This is a genomic window from Rhodococcus sp. DK176 (genome assembly GCF_038447315.2).
GTDB classification, from domain to species: Bacteria; Actinomycetota; Actinomycetes; order Mycobacteriales; family Mycobacteriaceae; genus Rhodococcus_F; species Rhodococcus_F jostii_A.
This window is the reverse complement of sequence record NZ_CP118321.2, coordinates 6455051-6472461: the sequence shown is the minus strand read 5'-3', so window position 1 is coordinate 6472461 and position 17411 is coordinate 6455051. Positions and strand designations below refer to the sequence as shown.

General features: G+C 67.6%; 15 protein-coding genes. 1 reads left to right on the top strand and 14 read right to left on the bottom strand.

Annotation, left to right across the window (positions count from 1 at the left end):
* Positions 1 to 23 precede the first annotated feature (23 nt).
* From nuoI to PSR88_RS30020, 14 genes are all read right to left on the bottom strand, one after another.
* Positions 24 to 590, bottom strand: a complete 567-nt coding sequence (gene nuoI, locus PSR88_RS30085) for an NADH-quinone oxidoreductase subunit NuoI (RefSeq protein ID WP_011598000.1) — start codon at positions 588 to 590, stop codon at positions 24 to 26.
* Positions 583 to 1935 carry an NADH-quinone oxidoreductase subunit NuoH gene (nuoH, locus tag PSR88_RS30080; protein ID WP_016883336.1) on the bottom strand — a complete coding sequence of 451 codons (1353 nt, stop codon included), beginning with the start codon at positions 1933 to 1935 and terminating at the stop codon, positions 583 to 585. The genes nuoI and nuoH overlap by 8 nt, the downstream gene beginning before the upstream one ends.
* Positions 1932 to 4409 carry an NADH-quinone oxidoreductase subunit G gene (locus PSR88_RS30075; RefSeq protein ID WP_411755672.1) on the bottom strand — a complete coding sequence of 826 codons (2478 nt, stop codon included), beginning with the start codon at positions 4407 to 4409 and terminating at the stop codon, positions 1932 to 1934. Before PSR88_RS30075 ends, nuoH begins: the two co-directional genes overlap by 4 nt.
* 76 nt (positions 4410 to 4485) lie before the next feature.
* On the bottom strand, positions 4486 to 5784 hold the full coding sequence (gene nuoF, locus PSR88_RS30070; RefSeq protein WP_009479165.1) for an NADH-quinone oxidoreductase subunit NuoF: 1299 nt from the start codon (positions 5782 to 5784) through the stop codon (positions 4486 to 4488).
* A gap of 1 nt (position 5785) precedes the next feature.
* Entirely contained in the window at positions 5786 to 6709 is a 924-nt protein-coding gene (gene nuoE / locus PSR88_RS30065; RefSeq protein WP_016883339.1) for an NADH-quinone oxidoreductase subunit NuoE, read from the bottom strand.
* Complete coding sequence (gene nuoD, locus PSR88_RS30060) at positions 6706 to 8022, bottom strand: NADH dehydrogenase (quinone) subunit D (RefSeq protein WP_016883340.1); 1317 nt, start codon at positions 8020 to 8022, stop codon at positions 6706 to 6708. The genes nuoE and nuoD overlap by 4 nt, the downstream gene beginning before the upstream one ends.
* Positions 8022 to 8744 (bottom strand): NADH-quinone oxidoreductase subunit C, encoded by a 723-nt coding sequence (locus PSR88_RS30055; RefSeq protein WP_011597996.1) that lies wholly within the window; start codon positions 8742 to 8744, stop codon positions 8022 to 8024. Before PSR88_RS30055 ends, nuoD begins: the two co-directional genes overlap by 1 nt.
* A gap of 339 nt (positions 8745 to 9083) precedes the next feature.
* A complete protein-coding gene (locus PSR88_RS30050) occupies positions 9084 to 9638 on the bottom strand; it encodes a NuoB/complex I 20 kDa subunit family protein (protein WP_005239105.1) in 555 nt (184 codons plus the stop codon).
* 49 nt (positions 9639 to 9687) lie between these two features.
* Complete coding sequence (locus PSR88_RS30045) at positions 9688 to 10047, bottom strand: NADH-quinone oxidoreductase subunit A (RefSeq protein WP_005239104.1); 360 nt, start codon at positions 10045 to 10047, stop codon at positions 9688 to 9690.
* Between the two features lie 218 nt (positions 10048 to 10265).
* Positions 10266 to 10688, bottom strand: a complete 423-nt coding sequence (locus PSR88_RS30040; RefSeq protein ID WP_029539495.1) for a response regulator transcription factor — start codon at positions 10686 to 10688, stop codon at positions 10266 to 10268.
* 105 nt (positions 10689 to 10793) lie between these two features.
* Positions 10794 to 12002, bottom strand: a complete 1209-nt coding sequence (locus tag PSR88_RS30035) for a serine hydrolase domain-containing protein (protein ID WP_016883342.1) — start codon at positions 12000 to 12002, stop codon at positions 10794 to 10796.
* A 165-nt stretch (positions 12003 to 12167) separates the two neighbouring features.
* On the bottom strand, positions 12168 to 13067 hold the full coding sequence (locus tag PSR88_RS30030) for a restriction endonuclease (RefSeq protein ID WP_037197401.1): 900 nt from the start codon (positions 13065 to 13067) through the stop codon (positions 12168 to 12170).
* A gap of 42 nt (positions 13068 to 13109) precedes the next feature.
* Positions 13110 to 14513, bottom strand: a complete 1404-nt coding sequence (locus PSR88_RS30025; protein ID WP_009479158.1) for a chloride channel protein — start codon at positions 14511 to 14513, stop codon at positions 13110 to 13112.
* Complete coding sequence (locus tag PSR88_RS30020; RefSeq protein ID WP_009479157.1) at positions 14510 to 16141, bottom strand: amidohydrolase; 1632 nt, start codon at positions 16139 to 16141, stop codon at positions 14510 to 14512. The genes PSR88_RS30025 and PSR88_RS30020 overlap by 4 nt, the downstream gene beginning before the upstream one ends.
* Before the next feature lie 138 nt (positions 16142 to 16279).
* On the opposite strand from PSR88_RS30020, the gene PSR88_RS30015 reads away from it, so the two are divergent.
* Positions 16280 to 17410, top strand: a complete 1131-nt coding sequence (locus PSR88_RS30015) for an NADH:flavin oxidoreductase (protein WP_016883344.1) — start codon at positions 16280 to 16282, stop codon at positions 17408 to 17410.
* Position 17411: the final 1 nt, after the last annotated feature.

Here is a 17411-nt window from a genome sequence, read left to right as displayed (position 1 = left end):
CCACGTCGGCTCTCCTCCCTCGATCACGGCCTGTCCCCCGCCGTGTCGTCGACCTCGGACTCGTCCTGCGCCGCAGCCGCCGCTCCCCCGGTCACGGTGCCGCGGTAATAGTCCTCGGCGGTGGCGCCCGGGGCCATCGGGTGCGGCGACTCGACCATGCCGGGCTCGAGCGGGGCCAGCAGCCGGTCCTTCTCGTAGATCAGGCCGGCCCGGTTGTCGTCGGCCATCTCGTACTCGTTGGTCATGGTCAGCGCCCGCGTCGGGCACGCCTCGATGCACAGCCCGCACCCGATGCAGCGCAGGTAGTTGATCTGGTACACCTGGCCGTACCGCTCGCCGGGCGAGAAGCGTTCCTCGTCGGTGTTGTCGGCGCCCTCCACGTAGATGGCGTCGGCGGGGCACGCCCAGGCACACAGTTCGCACCCGATGCACTTCTCCAGTCCGTCCGCGTAACGGTTGAGCTGATGCCTGCCGTGGTAGCGGGGCGCCGTCGGCACCTTCTCCTCGGGGTAGAACTCCGTATTCGATTTCTTGAACATCGTCGAGAAGGTCACGCCGAAACCCGCTATGGGGCCGAGGAATTTAGTCATCGCTGTTCTCCTGGGTGGGACCGGTGGAGTGTGCGCCGGTGACGGAGACGGGGGTGCGCCGGAACGCAGGCAGCGTCTGACCCGGCATCGGCGGAACCGGGTATCCACCGGCCATGGGGTCGAACGGTTCGAGTGTCTCCGGGGACAGTTCGGCGCGTCCCCGCGGCTCGACCGGCTTCTCGGGCGCGGGGACGCGGCCCGGGCGCAGCCGCTTCCACAACAGCACCACCACGACGAGGGCCACGACGAGGCCCGCGACGACGAGCGCGATCGACCGGGCGTCGTATCCCTCGTTGCGGAAGGCCCGGACGGTGGCGACGATCATGACCCACACCAGCGAGATCGGGATCAGGATCTTCCAGCCGAGACCCATGAACTGGTCGTACCGCAGCCTGGGCAACGTGGCGCGCAGCCAGACGAACAAGAACAGGAAGCCCCAGACCTTCAGCGTGAACCACAGCACCGGCCACCAGCCGGAATTCGCGCCGTCCCACAGGCTCAGCGGGAACGGGGCATGCCAGCCGCCGAGGAACAGCGTGGTGGCGAGCGCCGAGACCGTCACCATGTTCACGTACTCGGCGAGCATGAACATGGCGAAGCTCAGCGAGGAGTACTCGGTGTGGAACCCGCCGACCAGTTCGCCTTCCGCCTCGGGCAGATCGAACGGCGCCCGGTTGGTCTCACCGACCATCGACGTGACGTAGATGAGGAACGACGGCAGCAGCAGGAAGACGTACCAGGTGTGTTCCTGGGCGGCGACGATGCCCGACGTGGACATCGTTCCGGCGTCCAGGAAGACTGCCGCGAACGACAACGCCATCGCGATCTCGTACGAGATCACCTGCGCCGTCGAGCGCAGCCCTCCCAGCAACGGGTACGTGGACCCGGACGCCCAGCCGGCGAGCACGATGCCGTAGACGCCGATCGACGTGGCCGCGAGGACGTAGAGGACGGCCACCGGGAGGTCCGTCAACTGCAATGGCGTGTAGTGCCCGAAGATCGACACCGCCGGCCCGAACGGGATCACGGCGAACGCCATGAACGCAGGTACCGCGGCGATGACCGGCGCCAGGATGTAGATCGGCTTGTCCACACCCTTCGGGACGATCCCCTCTTTCAGTGCGAGCTTGATGCCGTCGGCGAGGCTCTGCAGCATGCCCCGCGGGCCGACCCGGTTCGGGCCGACGCGCATCTGCATCCACGCCATGACCTTGCGTTCGGCCAGGATCGTCAGAAGCGGGGTGAGGACGAGGAACACGAAGATGGCCAGGGCCTTGCCGAGCACCAGCCACCACGGGTCGTGCCCGAACAGTGCCGGGTCGGGGTAGACGCCCTCGATCGTCACAGCGCACCTCCCGGGACGATCCCGTTGGTGCCGGCCGCGCGGCGGACGTTCACGACGCTCCCCGCCCGGGCAGCCAGTTGCGGGTAGACAGCGGATCCGGGCGAGTTGAGCGGCAGCCACACCACTCGATCCGGCATGTCGGTGATCACCAACGGCAGCGTGACGGCGCCCCGTTCCGTCGTCACGGTGACCGGATCTCCGTCACCGGCACCCGACTCGGCCGCCGAGACCGCGGACATCCGCACGACCGGCGTCCGGGCAGTGCCCGCGAGGTGCGGTTCCCCGTCCTGCAGTCGTCCCGAGTCGAGCAGCATCCGCCAGGTGGCGAGCACCGCCTCCCCCGGCCCGGGTTCCCGCCGCGGCGGTTGCGGGTGGCCGGGCGGATCCGGGAAGTCTCCGTCCCAGGCGCCGAGCCTCTCCAGTTCGCGCCGTGCGGTCGCGGCGTCCGGAAGACCGAGCGAGACACCCATTTCGCCGGCGATCGCGTGCAGCACCCGCTGATCGGGCATCGACCCGGTGGCGCGGAGGGCGGCGTCGAAATCGCGTGCGCGCCCTTCCCAGTCGAGGAAGGTGCCCGGCTTCTCCATGACCGGTGCGATGGGGAACACCACGTCCGCGCGCTCGCTGATCGCACTGTGCCGCAGTTCCAGACTCACCACGAAACCTGCCGACTCGACGGCGGCCAACGCGGCCTGCGGGTCGGGGAGATCGTCGGCCTCGACACCGCCGATCACGAGCGCCCCGAGTGTCTTCGCCTCGGCCGCGGCGAGGATGCCCGCGGTATCCCGGCCTGCCGTCTCCGGCAGATCCGCGATGTTCCACACGGACGCGACCTGCCGCCGCGCCTCCGGATCGGCCACCGGTCGGCCACCCGGGAGCAGTCCGGGCAGCGCGCCCGCCTCGAGTGCGCCGCGTTCGCCGGCCCGGCGCGGCACCCAGGCCAGCCGGGCCCCGGTCTCGTCGGCCAGCCGCACCGCCGCGGACAGCGCGCCCGGCACCCCGGCGAGTCTCTCCCCGACCACGATGACCGCACCCGGCCTGCGCAGCAGCTCGGTGACACCGGGCTCCAGATCACCCGTGCGGAGACCGTCGAGCACTTCCGCCTCCGCATTCGGGGCGGACCGCAGCAGCCGGCCGAACATCTTCTCCAGGCCACGGGACGTGTACGGCGCGATCGAGTAGACCGGAACGGCCTTCGCCCGCACGGCCTTGCGCAGCCGCAGAAAGACGATCGGTGATTCCTCCTCCGGCTCGAACGCCGCGAGAAGGACGACCGGCGCGGCGTCGAGATCCTCGTACGTGACCGCGAATCGCTGCCCCGCCACCCGGGCCGCCAGGAATTCGGACTCCTCGCCGGAGTGCGCGCGACTGCGGAAGTCGATGTCGTTGGTGCCGAGCGCTGTTCGCGCGAACTTCGCGTAGGCGTAGGCGTCCTCCCACGTGGACCGCCCCCCGACGAGAACACCGGCGTTGCCCCGCGCGGCGGCCAATCCCCGCGCCGCGACGGCCAGGGCCTCGGACCAGGAGGCGGGTGCCAGCGTGCCGTCGTCGCCGCGGACCAGCGGGGCGGTGATCCGGTCCCGCTCGGTGGCGTAGGCGAACGCCCACCTCCCCTTGTCGCAATTCCACTCCTCGTTGACCTCGGGATCGTCGCCCGCCAGCCGGCGCAGCACCTTCCCCCGCCGGTGGTCGGTGCGCTGGGCGCACCCGCTCGCACAGTGCTCGCAGACGCTGGGGCTGGAGACCAGGTCGAACGGGCGGGCCCGGAACCGGTACGCCGAACCGGTCAGCGCACCCACCGGGCAGATCTGGACGGTGTTGCCGGAGAAGTACGACTCGAACGGTTCCTTCGCGTAGATCCCGACCTGCTGCAGCGCGCCCCGTTCCATGAGTTCGATGAACGGGTCGCCGGCGACCTGCTGGGAGAACCGGGTACACCGCGCGCACAACACACACCGCTCGCGGTCCAGCAGGACCTCCGTGGACAGCGGAATCGGTTTGGGGAACGTGCGTTTGACCTCCCCGAAGCGCGACTCCGCGCGCCCGTTGGACATCGCCTGATTCTGCAGCGGGCACTCGCCGCCCTTGTCGCACACCGGGCAGTCCAGGGGATGGTTGATCAGCAGCAACTCCATCACACCCTTCTGCGCCTTGTCGGCGACGGGCGACGTGAGCTGGGTGTGGACGACCATGCCGTCGGTGACCGTCGTGGTGCAGGAAGCGAGCGGCTTGCGCTGCCCCTCCACGTCGACGAGGCACTGACGGCAGGCGCCGACCGGATCGAGCAACGGGTGGTCGCAGAACCGCGGGATCTGAATACCGATCATCTCCGCGGCACGAATCACCAACGTGCCCTTGGGAACACTGACCTCGACACCGTCGATGACAACGCTCACTGCGTCAGGGCTCGTATCATGGCTCGCTATGCTCGCTGGCGCGGAGCCCTTCACGCGCGCCCTTCCCTCATCGCTCACTCGCTGCGCTCCCTCGCTCCTCGGTCCAGAACGCGCGGCCTCCGCGCCGAAACATCGCTCGCTACGCTCGCTGGCTTCATGCATGCACTCCCGCCATGAGCGTGGACTGATGCGGGTCGAACGGGCAGCCGCCCTGCTCGAAGTGTGCGAGGTACTCGTCGCGGAAGTACTTGATGGAAGACATGATCGGGCTGGCCGCACCGTCACCGAGAGCGCAGAACGACTTGCCGAGGATGTTGTCGGCAATGTCGAGCAGTTTCTCCAGATCGGCGTCGGTCCCCTCCCCCCTTTCGAGGCGCTCCAGGATCTGCACCAGCCAATAGGTGCCTTCCCGGCAGGGCGTGCACTTGCCGCACGACTCGTGCGCATAGAACTCGGTCCAGCGCAGCACGGCACGCACCACGCACGTGGTCTCGTCGAAGATCTGCAGGGCCTTGGTGCCCAGCATCGACCCGGCGGCCCCCACACCCTCGTAGTCGAGGGCGACGTCGAGATGCTCGTCGGTGAAGATCGGTGTCGAGGAACCGCCCGGAGTCCAGAACTTCAACCGGTGCCCGGCGCGGACTCCGCCCGCGTACTCGAGCAACTCCCGCAGGGTGATTCCGAGCGGGGCCTCGTACTGTCCGGGCTTCGTCACGTGCCCGGACAGGGAGTACAGGGTGAAGCCGGGCGACTTCTCGCTGCCCATCGACCGGAACCACTCGATGCCGTTCACGATGATCGGCGGGACGCTCGCAATCGACTCCACGTTGTTGACGACGGTCGGTGACGCGTAGAGACCGGCCACCGCGGGGAACGGCGGACGCAACCGAGGCTGACCGCGGCGACCCTCCAGCGAATCGAGCAGCGCCGTCTCCTCCCCGCAGATGTACGCCCCCGCACCCGCGTGCACGACCAGTTCGAGGTCGAAACCGCTGTCCAGGATGTTCGTGCCGAGGTAGCCAGCCGCGTACGCCTCCGCGACCGCGGCCTGCAGTCGGCGCAGCACCGGCACCACCTCACCGCGCACATAGATGAAGGCGTGCCCGGCGCGGATCGCGTACGCCGCGATGATGACGCCCTCGACGAGCGCGTGCGGCGTCGCCAGCATGAGCGGCATGTCCTTGCAGGTGCCCGGTTCCGACTCGTCGGCGTTGACCACGAGGTAGTGCGGCTTGGCATCGCCCTGCGGGATGAACGACCACTTCATCCCGGTCGGGAACCCGGCCCCACCACGACCCCGCAGTCCGGCCTCCTTGACGGTCGAGATGACCTCGTCGGGGTCCATGCGCAGCGCCTTCTGCAGGCCCTCGTACCCGTCGTGGCGACGGTACGTGTCGAGGGTCCACGACTCGGGCTCGTCCCAGTAGCGGCTCAGTACAGGGGTCAGCGGCATGTCAGTCTCCCTTTCGACCCGGGTCGGTGGCCGCCGGATCCGTCTCCGAGGTGGACCGATCCGGGGGCACCGTCGCGGACGGGGCAGGCGCCGGCTGGTCCTTCGCCGATTCCGCCGCCATCGGCTCGGTGTTCCGCGACGACGGCTCCGGGATCAGCGACGTCTCCGCCGGATCCGGCGCCGTCATGCCCCGTTCGTGCGCCACACGCAGTCCGGCGAGTGTGGCGTCGCCCGCGGTGCCGCCCTCCGCCGGCGCACCGGGACGCTCGTCGGGGAACCCGGCGAGAATACGGGCCGTCTCCCGGAAAGTGCACAGCGCCGCACCGCGGCTCGGCGACACCCGCTCCCCCGAACGCAGGGAATCGACGAGTGAGCGAGCCGACTCCGGGGTCTGATTGTCGAAGAACTCCCAGTTGACCATCACCACCGGGGCGTAATCGCACGCCGCATTGCACTCGATGTGCTCCAGCGTGACCTTGCCGTCCGCGGACGTGCCACCGTGCGGCAGGTCGAGATGCTCCTCCAGCGCGGCGAGGATCGCGTCGCCGCCCATGATCGCGCACAACGTGTTGGTGCACACTCCGACGTAGTAGTCGCCCGTCGGGTCGCGCCGGTACATCGAATAGAAGGTCGCCACCGCAGCCACCTCGGCGCCGGTCAACCCGAGCCGGCCGGCACAGAACTCGATCCCCGCCGGCGTGATGCACCCGTCCTCCGCCTGCACCAGATGCAGCAGCGGCAACAGCGCGGACCGCGAATTCGGGTAACGCCCGATGACGACGTCGGCATCGGCGTCCAGCCGCGCACCGACCTCCGGCGGATACTCCTCACGCGCACCCGGCCGCACCAACAGCCCGTTCTCCTCCGGCCGGGGGCCGAACTCGATGAAGATGGGGGTTTGCTTCGGTGCTGCTTGCTCGGTCATCGGTCCACGCCCCCCATCACCGGATCGATACTCGCAACCGCCGCAATGACATCCGCAACCATGCCGCCCTCACACGTGGCCGCCACCGACTGCAGGTTCGTGAACGACGGATCCCGGAAATGCACCCGAAACGGGCGGGTGCCGCCATCGCTCACCATGTGCACACCGAGCTCACCCCGCGGCGACTCCACTGCCACATACACCTGACCCGGCGGCACCCGGAAACCCTCCGTCACCAACTTGAAGTGATGGATCAGCGACTCCATCGAAGAATCCATGATCTCGCGGACGTGCCCGGGCGAATTACCCAGACCGTCGGGACCCAACGTCAGATCCGCCGGCCACGCGATCTTCTTGTCCTCCGCCATGATCGGGCCCGGCCGCAATTTGTCGAGGCACTGCTCGACGATCTTCAGCGACTCCTTCATCTCGTCGACCCGGATCAAATAGCGGCCGTACGCGTCACACCCCGTATCGGTACTGACATCGAACTCGTAATTCTCGTAACCGCAATACGGCTGCGACTTCCGCAGATCGTGCGGCAGACCCGTCGCCCGCAGCATCGGACCCGTGATACCGAGCGCCATGCACCCCGTGAGGTCCAGATACCCGATGCCCTGCGTACGCCCCTTCCAGATGCGATTGTCGTTGAGCAGATTCTCCATGTCCCGCAGCCGTTCCGGCATCAACGCGAGCAACTCGCGCACCTTCTCCACCGCACCCTCCGGCAGATCCTGCGACAAACCACCCGGCCGGATATACGCATGATTCATGCGGAGACCCGTGATCATCTCGAACACGTCCAGAACCAGCTCACGCTCCCGGAAACCGAACAGCATCGCCGTGACCGCCCCCAACTCCATACCACCCGTGGCCAACGCCACCAGATGCGAAGAGATGCGGTTGAGCTCCATCAACATCACCCGGATGACACTCGCCCGCTCCGGCACCTCATCCGTGATGTCCAGCAACTTCTCCACACCGAGGCAATACGCCGTCTCATTGAAGAACGGCGACAGGTAATCCATCCGCGTCACAAACGTCACGCCCTGCGTCCACGTCCGATACTCGAGGTTCTTCTCGATACCCGTATGCAGATAACCGATACCGCACCGGGCCTCCGTGACCGTCTCACCCTCGATTTCCAAGATGAGCCGCAACACCCCATGCGTCGACGGATGCTGCGGACCCATATTGACGACGATCCGCTCCTCGCCGCCCTCCGAACCCCCACCACCCGACGACGCCTTCACCGCATCGACAACCTCGTCCCAGTCCTGACCTGCGACAGTGAAAACCGTGTCCTCGCTCATCAGTTGTACCCCCGCCGTTCGTCGGGCGGCGCGATCTCCGCGCCCTTGTACTCGACCGGAATACCGCCGAGCGGATAATCCTTCCGCTGCGGATGACCCGGCCAGTCATCCGGCATCTCGATCCGCGTCAACGACGGATGACCATCGAACACGATCCCGAAAAAGTCGTACGTCTCCCGCTCGTGCCAATCATTCGTCGGATACACCTCATACAACGACGGGATGTGCGGATCCGCATCCGGTGCCGCCACCTCCAAACGAATCCGCCGATTGTGCGTAATCGACAACAACGGATACACCGCATGCAACTCCCGGCCCGCATCCTGCGGGAAATGCACACCATTCACACCCAGACACATCTCGAACCGCAAATCCGGCTCATCACGCAACACACGCGCCACCAACGGCAAGAACTCGCGCCGCACCCCGAACGTCACCTCACCCCGAAACACCACAACCGACTCGATCGCCACCTCGAAACCCACACCCGACTCCGCCAACGCCGCCCCCAACCCATCCGCGACATCATCGAAATACCCCCCGAACGGCCGCGGCGTACTCCCCGGCAACAACACCGGACGCACCAACCGCCCATACCCCGACGTGTCCCCACTACCCCGCACCCCGAACAAACCCTTACGCACACCGATCTGTTCTGTAACTCGGCTCGCTTTGCTCGCTTGTGCCGGAGCTTGGTCGTGCGGTCTTCCCTCGTCACTCACTCGCTACGCTCCCTCGCTCCTCAGTCCAGACCGCACGGCTCCGGCACCTTCTGCTCGGCTCGCTTCGCTCCCTCGACACCACCACACGGCCCCGACCCCTTCTGCTCGGCTCGCTTCGCTCCCTCGACACCACCACACGGCCCCGACCCCTTCTGCTCGGCTCGCTTCGCTCCCTCGACACCACCACACGGCTCCGGCACCTTCTGCTCGGCTGGCTTGGCTCCCTCGACACCACCACACGGCTCCGGCACCTTCTGCTCGGCTCGCTTCGCTCCCTCGACACCACCACACGGCCCCGTCGCTGAATCTCGGTCCGCTTCACTCCCTCGCCCGCGCCGGTCATCTCAGAAGGCCCTTCATCTGGATGGTGGGGGTGGCGGCCAGCGCCGCCTGCTCCGCCGCACGCGCCACCTCCTCGCGGTGAACACCGAGCGGCATCTGCTGGATCTTCTCGTGCAAGGTGAGGATCGCGTTCAGCAGCATCTCCGGCCGCGGCGGGCACCCGGGCAGATAGATGTCCACCGGCACGATGTGGTCGACGCCCTGCACGATCGCGTAGTTGTTGAACATGCCGCCCGACGACGCGCAGACACCCATCGCCAGCACCCACTTCGGCTCCACCATCTGGTCGTAGATCTGCCGCAGCACCGGGGCCATCTTCTGACTCACCCGGCCCGCCACGATCATCAGGTCCGCCTGCCGTGGCGACGCCCGGAACGCCTCCATGCCGAAACGGGCGATGTCGAAGCGTCCGCCGGCGGTGGCCATCATCTCGATCGCACAGCAGGCGAGCCCGAAACTCGCCGGCCACAGCGAGCCCTTGCGGACATAGCCCGCGAGCCCCTCGACCGTGGTCAGCAGGAAGCCGCTCGGCAGCTTCTCCTCGATGCCCATATCCGACTCTTCTCTTCCGACTTAGCTTTTGGATCGCTGACGGGACCGATCAGTCCCAACTGAGACCGCCACGCCGCCACTCGTACGCGTAGGCGACGGAGACGTTGAAGATGAACAGGGCCATGGCCCCGAGACCGAAGAAACCGAGAGCATCGAAGTGAACTGCCCACGGATAGAGGAACACGATCTCGATGTCGAAAATGATGAAGAGCATGGCCGTCAGGTAATACTTCACCGGGATGCGGCCGGCGCCCAGAGGCGAGAGTGTCGGCTCGATGCCGCACTCGTAGGCGTCGAGCTTGGCACGGTTGTAGCGCCTCGGACCGACGATCCTCGCCACGATCACGGAGAAGACCGCGAACGCGACCGCAATCGCCCCGAGCACGAGGATCGGCACATAGACATTCATGCCGTCTCAGCTCCCCTCTTCCCGAGCCTGTCCGCCCGATTCCCGGACGGTCGTTTCCGAAGCTACGCTCTTGTGAGTTATGCCACAGCGTACAAGGGAAGTCGTCGGGCCCGGTCGATTTGACCGTGCGAGTTCCAGGCGATCTCGAAGCACGGAAAACCCCTGCGGCACAGGCGCTCGATGCACCTTCACGCGGAGGGAAACGGAGTCAGGCGAGCCTAAGCTGAGAGGCGGGTGCGCAGCAGCGCTATGACCGCTTCGGACAACCGGATCGGGTCGAGCGGGTGAGGCACCGCGGCCTCGGCCCGCGACCAGCTGGCCAGCCAGGCGTCGTCTGGGCGGCCGGTCAGCACCAGGATCGGGGGGCAGTCGTCGATCTCGTCCTTCAACTGCTTCGCGATCCCCATCCCGCCGGCGGGCACCGCCTCCCCGTCCAGGACGGCCAGGTCGATACCGCCGGCATCCATCTGCCGGATCACCACGGGCGCGGTCGCCACCTCGACGTACTCCAACTCCGGAAGGTCGGGGTGCGGACGCGTCCCCAGCGCCAGAACGACCTTCTGGCGGGTGTTCGCATCGTCGCTGTAGACGAGGACACGCAACCGATCAGGACGGCTGGTGTTGGCGGTCGCGTCGGTCACGGACCCGATGCTACCGGTACCCCGCCCTCCAGACCGGAGGCTCGCGTCGATCGAAAAACGGCGCGTCGACATCGAATTGGTCCACCAGCGGCGCGAGCCGCCCGGCTACAGCTTCTCGGCGACGGCGAGCGCCGTCGAGCCGAGCTTCGGCAGGCGGAGATCGGCGATCGGGGTCAGCATGTTGCCGAGCCGGTTGGTGACGAAGGCGATCGACAGCCCGGTGTCGGCGTCGGCGAACGCACCCGACCCGCCCAACCCGTAGTGCCCGAAAGTATTCGACGGCTGCCTGCGACGTGCCACCATCCCCGCGTGGTAGCCGAGCCGCCAGTTCATCGGAATGCCCAGGACGTAGTCGCGGGCCGTCGTCTGCACCTGGCTCAGCTGCGCCACGACGTCCGGTGGGAGGAACTCCACACCGCCGACCGTTCCGCCGTTCGCCAGCGCCCCGTACATCCGCGCCAGCGCGCGGGCGCTGAACACGCCGTTCCACCCGGGCATCACGCTGTCGTGGATCGCGGGGTTGCGGACGAGGGCATCGAAACCGGCGGGCATGCCGGCGTCGGCCACGTTGCGCAGACCGGGCAGCCGCGACATCGCGAACGACGTGGCACCCCACGGAACGCCGAACGGGTTGATGTGCGGGAAGGTCCTCGCGATCCGGGCACGCTCGGCCGGCGGCACCTCGTACCAGAACTCCTTCACCCCGAGCGGTTCGGCGACCTCGGTGCGCACCAGTTCCGTGAAGGGTTTCCCAGCCGCGCGGGACGTCAGTTCGGCAACGAGGGAGCCGAACGTCACCGCGTGATAGCCGGGGACCTTCAGCCGCCGCTGATCCGGGGTCGCCGCGGCCAGTGCGGCGCTGACCAGGGAATGGTCCATCAGACTCAGTGGTCCGGGCACGAGCCCGCGTACCCGGTGCAGTCCGGCGCGGTGCGACAGCAGTTCGCGCACCGTGATCTCGTCCTTGCCCTCGGCGGCGAACTCGGGCCAGTACTGCGCCACCGGCGTGTCGTAGTCGACGATCCCGCGTCCCGCGAGACGGTGCAGCACGGTGGACGCGACGCCCTTGCCGGTGGAGAACGTGAGGGTGACCGTGTCGTCCTGCCAGAACGTGTCGCGGCCGGCCCATCCCGCCCACACGTCGACGACCGGTTCACCGTGGAGATAGACGGCCAGCGCGCCGCCCCCCTGGCTGCTGTCGTGGAAGAGTCGGAAGAACTGGTCGACGAGCATCCCGAAGCGACGGTCCGCGAGCATCCCGGCGGGCGGCCGTGCCCTGTGGCCCTTCAACGGCCACGGCGCCGTGGTCGTCATTTCGACTTCCCTCGATCGTCTTCACGTCAGCGACATGTGTATTTAACTTCCTCTTTACACACGAGAGGACGCTGTCGGCACCGCTTCAGGGCCTGCGTGATCGCTTCGTGGCCATACCGCAACGGGAAAGAGTGTCCGGGCGCCGGTTAGGTGACCCAGCGCTCATCATTTCGGCTCCAGCGAGTGGAAGTAATCGGACCTGACCTCGACGTCCTCGACGAGGCGCGTGGTGGTCTGGACACCCAGTGAATGCTCCTTCAACAGGTCGCACAGCCGGTCGCCGTCGATGAGGTCGATCGGCGGCGCCCCGTCCCTCTTGGACTCCGTGCGGGCGTCACCGGTGAAGGTTCCGGTGGTGATGAGCAGGCCCTTCTCGCCGCGGCCCGCCATCGCGCCGCGGAAATCGCGCACCGCCCCCGCACCGACGCTGCCGCTGTAACGCTTGCACTGGAAGAACACGGGGAAACTGAGCAGCGACAACTGGTACACGCCGAGTCCCTCGATGTCCCCGTCGCCGCCGCGACCGGTGACGGACGCGCTCGAGAACCCGGCCTCCCGCAGTAACCGCTGGGTCAGCCGCTCGAACGCGGGCGGCGACATCTTCAGGACCGTGTCGAGGAGGAGGTCCTTCCAGTCCGCGTCGTTCTCGGCCTCGGCGATGTTGGCATCCGGTTCGTCGTTGCGGCGGGACGCCGCCTTCGCCGATTTGCGGGCGGCGTTCTTCTTGCGGTTCTCGGCGGAGAACTCGGCGTGCAGGGGGCGGATCTCGCTCTCGGCGACCTCGCGGCCCTTCGCCGTCACGCTCCACACCCCGCGCCGGCTGTTCGTGAGCAGACCCATCCCCTTGAGGTAGGTGCGGGCCCACGCCAAGCGGTACTCGATCTCGGTGCTCGGACCGTCACCGTGCAGCACCCCCTGCACGTCGGACGAAAGTCCTTCTCGCTCAACGACGGCGCTGTCGAGTTCCTCGTTGGACGCCGAACCACCGAGAGCAATGGCAGCCTGAAGCGCTGGCCAGAGGAGGTCGACGTACTGAGGAACGTGAACAGTCATGGCCACAAGCATGCCGGAATCCACCCGGCCCTCCACACACGGACCCCGATCCGATCATCCCGGGGCGAGCCGAGCCTCCGCGCGGTTCTCGCGCTGCGCCCGGTAGATCGTCTTCCCCGATCGGCGCACGATGAGATAGGCGAGGCCGACGGCGATCATCCCCGGCACCAGCACACCGACGCTTCCCGTCATCTCCGCGACCATCAGCATCACCGCGAGAGGCGCGCGGGCGATGCTCCCGAAGCAGGCCATCATGCCGACGATGACGAAGGGCGCCGGATTGTCGGGGACGCCCGGGGCGATCGGTTCCAGCAGTCGCCACACCGCGGCGCCGGTGAACGCCCCGATCACCATTCCCGGGCCGAAGATGCCGCCTGATCCCCCCGAGCCGATGGACAGCGACGTCGCGAGGATCTTCGCGAACGGCAGGAGCAACACCACCCACAGCGGGATGGCCGTGAGGTCGCCGCGGGCCATCGACTGCTGGATCCAGCCGTAACCGCTGCCCAGCACCTCCGGCAACACGAGCGCCATCAGCCCGACGAGCAGTCCGCCGACCGCCGGTTTGACGATCCGGCTGCCGGGCAGCCGGTGAGTGAGATCGACGGCCGTGTAGAACGTCCCGCTGTACAACAATCCGATCAGGCCGCCGAGCACACCGATGAGCGCGAACCACACCAGCTGGACCGGGGTGTCGAAGACGTAATCCTGAGCGGCATACCCGAACAGTGGCCCGAAACCGAGGAAGCTGCCGAACACGGTGTAGCTGACGATCGACGTGACCAGCGCCGGCACGAGCACCTCGAAATCGAAGTCTTCCTTGTAGGGAATCGTGCAGCACAACACCGCGCCGCCGAGCGGGGCGCCGAAGATCGCGCCGATGCCGGAGCCGATCCCGATCGCCACGGCGATTCGACCGTCCCGTGGGGACAGGTCCAGCCTGCGGGCGAGAAGCGATCCGAAACCCGCCGAGATCTGCGCGGTGGGTCCCTCGCGACCGCCCGACCCGCCGGACCCGATCGTGATCGCGGACGCGACCAGCTTCACGAGGACGACGCGGACGCGGATCATCCGGGGGTCCCGGTGAACGGCGTCGATCGCCGCGTCGGTGCCGTGTCCCTCGGCCTCCGGTGCCAGCGTGAACACGATGATGCCCGACACCAGACCACCCAGGCACACCACGAGCGGGATCGCCCACGGTCTCGTGAACTCCCGGCTGCCGACCGCCCCACCATCGCCCGCCGCGGTGGGCGGGGTGTAGCCGCCGATGCCGACGATCAGCAGTTGCGTCGCCTCCCTCAGCGCAACGTAGAACACGACCGCTCCGAGCCCGGCGACGATCCCGATCACGACGCCGAGAACCAGCCATTTGCGGGTGTAACCCGAAGTCCGGATCCACTTTCCGGCTGACGTCCCGATCGACCGCAGAGCCCTCGACCCGGGCGCCACCCGGATCACTCCAGCTTTCCGAAGACCGTTCGACCCTCCAGGATCGTGGCGAGCACCTCGAGGTCCGCGATGTCGTCGGGATCCACCAGCAGCGGATTGGCCGACAACACGACGAGATCGGCGTGCATACCGGGGACGATCGCCCCGATGGCGTCCTCACTCCGGAGGTGCCACGCCGAGTTGATCGTCTCCGCCCGCAGGGCGTCCGGGACGGAGATCCGTTCCTCGGGAGCGAGCACACGTCCCGACCGGGTGCGGCGGGTGACGGCGTCGGCGATGTTGCGCAGCGGGTTGGTCGGGGTGACCGGGCCGTCGTTGTGGAACGAGATCCGCTGTCCTGCCTTGATCGCGGAACCTGCAGCCGCCCAACGTGCTCCGCGCTCGGGACCGAAGAGGTCGTCGACGAGCACGTCGCCCCAGTAGTAGAGGTGGTCGACGAAAATGCTGCACGTGACGCCGAGTTCGGTCGCTCGGCGGAACTGGTCCGGGGTCATCGCACCGACGTGCTCGAGCCGGAGCCGGTGATCTTCGCGTGGGGAGTCGGCCAGCATCCGCTCCCATGCGTCGAGCACCAGCGTGACCGCGGCGTCGCCGTTGGCGTGACAGGAGATCTGCCAGCCGTTCTCGAAGTACGGCTTGCTGATCTCGAGAATCTCGTCCGTCGTGTAATTGGCCTCCCCACGCGTTCCGGCGAGGCCGAGCGCCCGGGTGACGTCCGTGTCGAGGTACGGAAAGCTGGTGGCCGCGTTGCCCACCCACGGCGAGCCGTCCGACCAGATCTTGATGCCCACCTGGCGCAGCAGGTCGTTGCCGACTCCGGGTGAGACGTCCGTGGCGCGCTCCGGGTTCGACATCTCGTACAGCCGCAGCCGGGTGGTGAGCGCGCCGGACCGGGCGAACGCGGTCAGGGCGCTCCGGAAGCGTGGGTCGAACGCCATTTCACTGGCGGTGGTGATCCCTGCCGCGTTCATCCGCGCGCATTCCGCGGCGAGGAGCTCCGGGAGCCGGGTGCTGGCTCCGGCGAGGATCGTGGCGGCCACCGCCATCACCGCGGGCGCCTCGAACGCCGAACCGTCAAGTTCACCCGACTCGTCGCGGCCGAAACTACCGCCCTCGGGGTCCGGTGTGTCTTTGGTCAATCCGGAATCCCGCGCGGCGACGTCGTTGAAATAGGCCACGTGGCCGGTGTTGTGCAGGATCACCAGGGACGTGTCGGGAGCGATCGAATTGAGCCATTCCCGGGTCGGTTCGGGCAGTCCCTTCTGGAGCAGGGGGTCCCAGCCGTTGAGCACGGCGCCGTCGGGGTGTTCGTCGACGGCGCGGCGTACGGCGTCGACCACCTCCCCCGCATCGGCGATGGTCACCGGCCTGACGTCCACCACCGGTTCGCCGAGCAACACCGCGGAATTCAGTGGGTGGCCGTGCGCCTCGATGAAGCCGGGGAGTATGCACGCGCGGTGCAGGTCGACCGTGATCGTTGCCGGTCCGATCAGCGGAAACACCGCAGAATCGTTGCCGACGGCGGCGATCCGACCGTCACGCACCGCGACCGCCCGAGCGCGTGGAGCGGCGTCGTTCATGGTGACCACGTCACCGAACAGCACCAGATCGGCAGGTTTTCCGTCGTTCGTGCCCATCAGTGCACCCTCCCGTCAGACCGGGCGTGGACGAGAGCCCACGCACCGGCAGCGAGTGTCGACTGTGACTTCAGATTACAACTACACAGCAGGCCGTATGCAGGAATAGTGCGTAACCAAGATCAGTTGCAGACAGGCATGACCGACACACCGCTACCCGTGGACGGGCTCTTCGAGCCGTTCGCCGTCAAATCCCTCCGGCTACGGAACCGCTTCGCGATGGCACCCATGACCAGGGCTTTCTCCCCAGGCGGCGTTCCCGGGGACGATGTGGCGGCGTACTATCGCCGACGCGCGGCAGGCGGGGTCGGACTCGTCATCACCGAGGGGACGTACATTCCCGACCCGGCCGCCGGATCGCACACCCGGGTGCCGGTCCTCTACGGCCAGGACAGCCTGGCGGGCTGGAAATCGGTGGTGGACGCGGTCCACGACGAGGGCGGGCAGATCATCCCGCAGCTGTGGCATCTGGGCGTCGAACGCGGCCCGCAGCCCCGCATGAATCCGGACGTGACCACCGCCAGCCCGTCCGGAATCGCCCTGGACGGAACCCGCCTGGGACGCGAATTCACCGCGTTCGATCTCGACGCGCTGCGCGAGGCCTGGGTGGCGGCCGCCGTCAACGCGCGCGACGTGGGCTTCGACGGCATCGAACTGCACGGGGCGCACGGCTACCTTCTCGACCAGTTCCTGTGGGACCGGACCAACGTCCGGGCCGACGGCTACGGCGGATCCCTCGAGGCCCGCACCCGATTCCCCGTCGAGGTGGTCGCAGCGATCCGCGAGGCCGTCGGCGAGGACTTCGCGATCGTCTACCGCTTCAGCCAGTGGAAGTCGAACCATTACGACTCGCGGATCGCGCAGTCCCCCGACGAACTCGCGGCCGTGCTCGCGCCCCTCGTCGACGCCGGTGTCGACGTGCTGCACCCGTCCACCCGCAGGCACTGGGATCCGGCGTTCCCCGAGCTGGCCGGTGACGACGGGGAACTCGGCCTGGCGGGTTGGACCAAACGGCTGACCGGACTACCCACCATCACGGTCGGTTCGGTGGGCCTCGACGACGTGTTCACGACGGCCTTCACCTCGGACGGCGCGTCGAACACCGCCGGTATCGACCGCTTGCTCGCGCAGTACGAGAACGGCGAGTTCGATCTCGTGGCCATCGGCCGCGCACTGCTGTCCGATCCCGAGTGGGTCCTCAAACTTCGCGAAGGCAGAACCGCCGAGCATATCCCGTACAGCAACGAGCACCGGGCGGTCCTGCACTGAC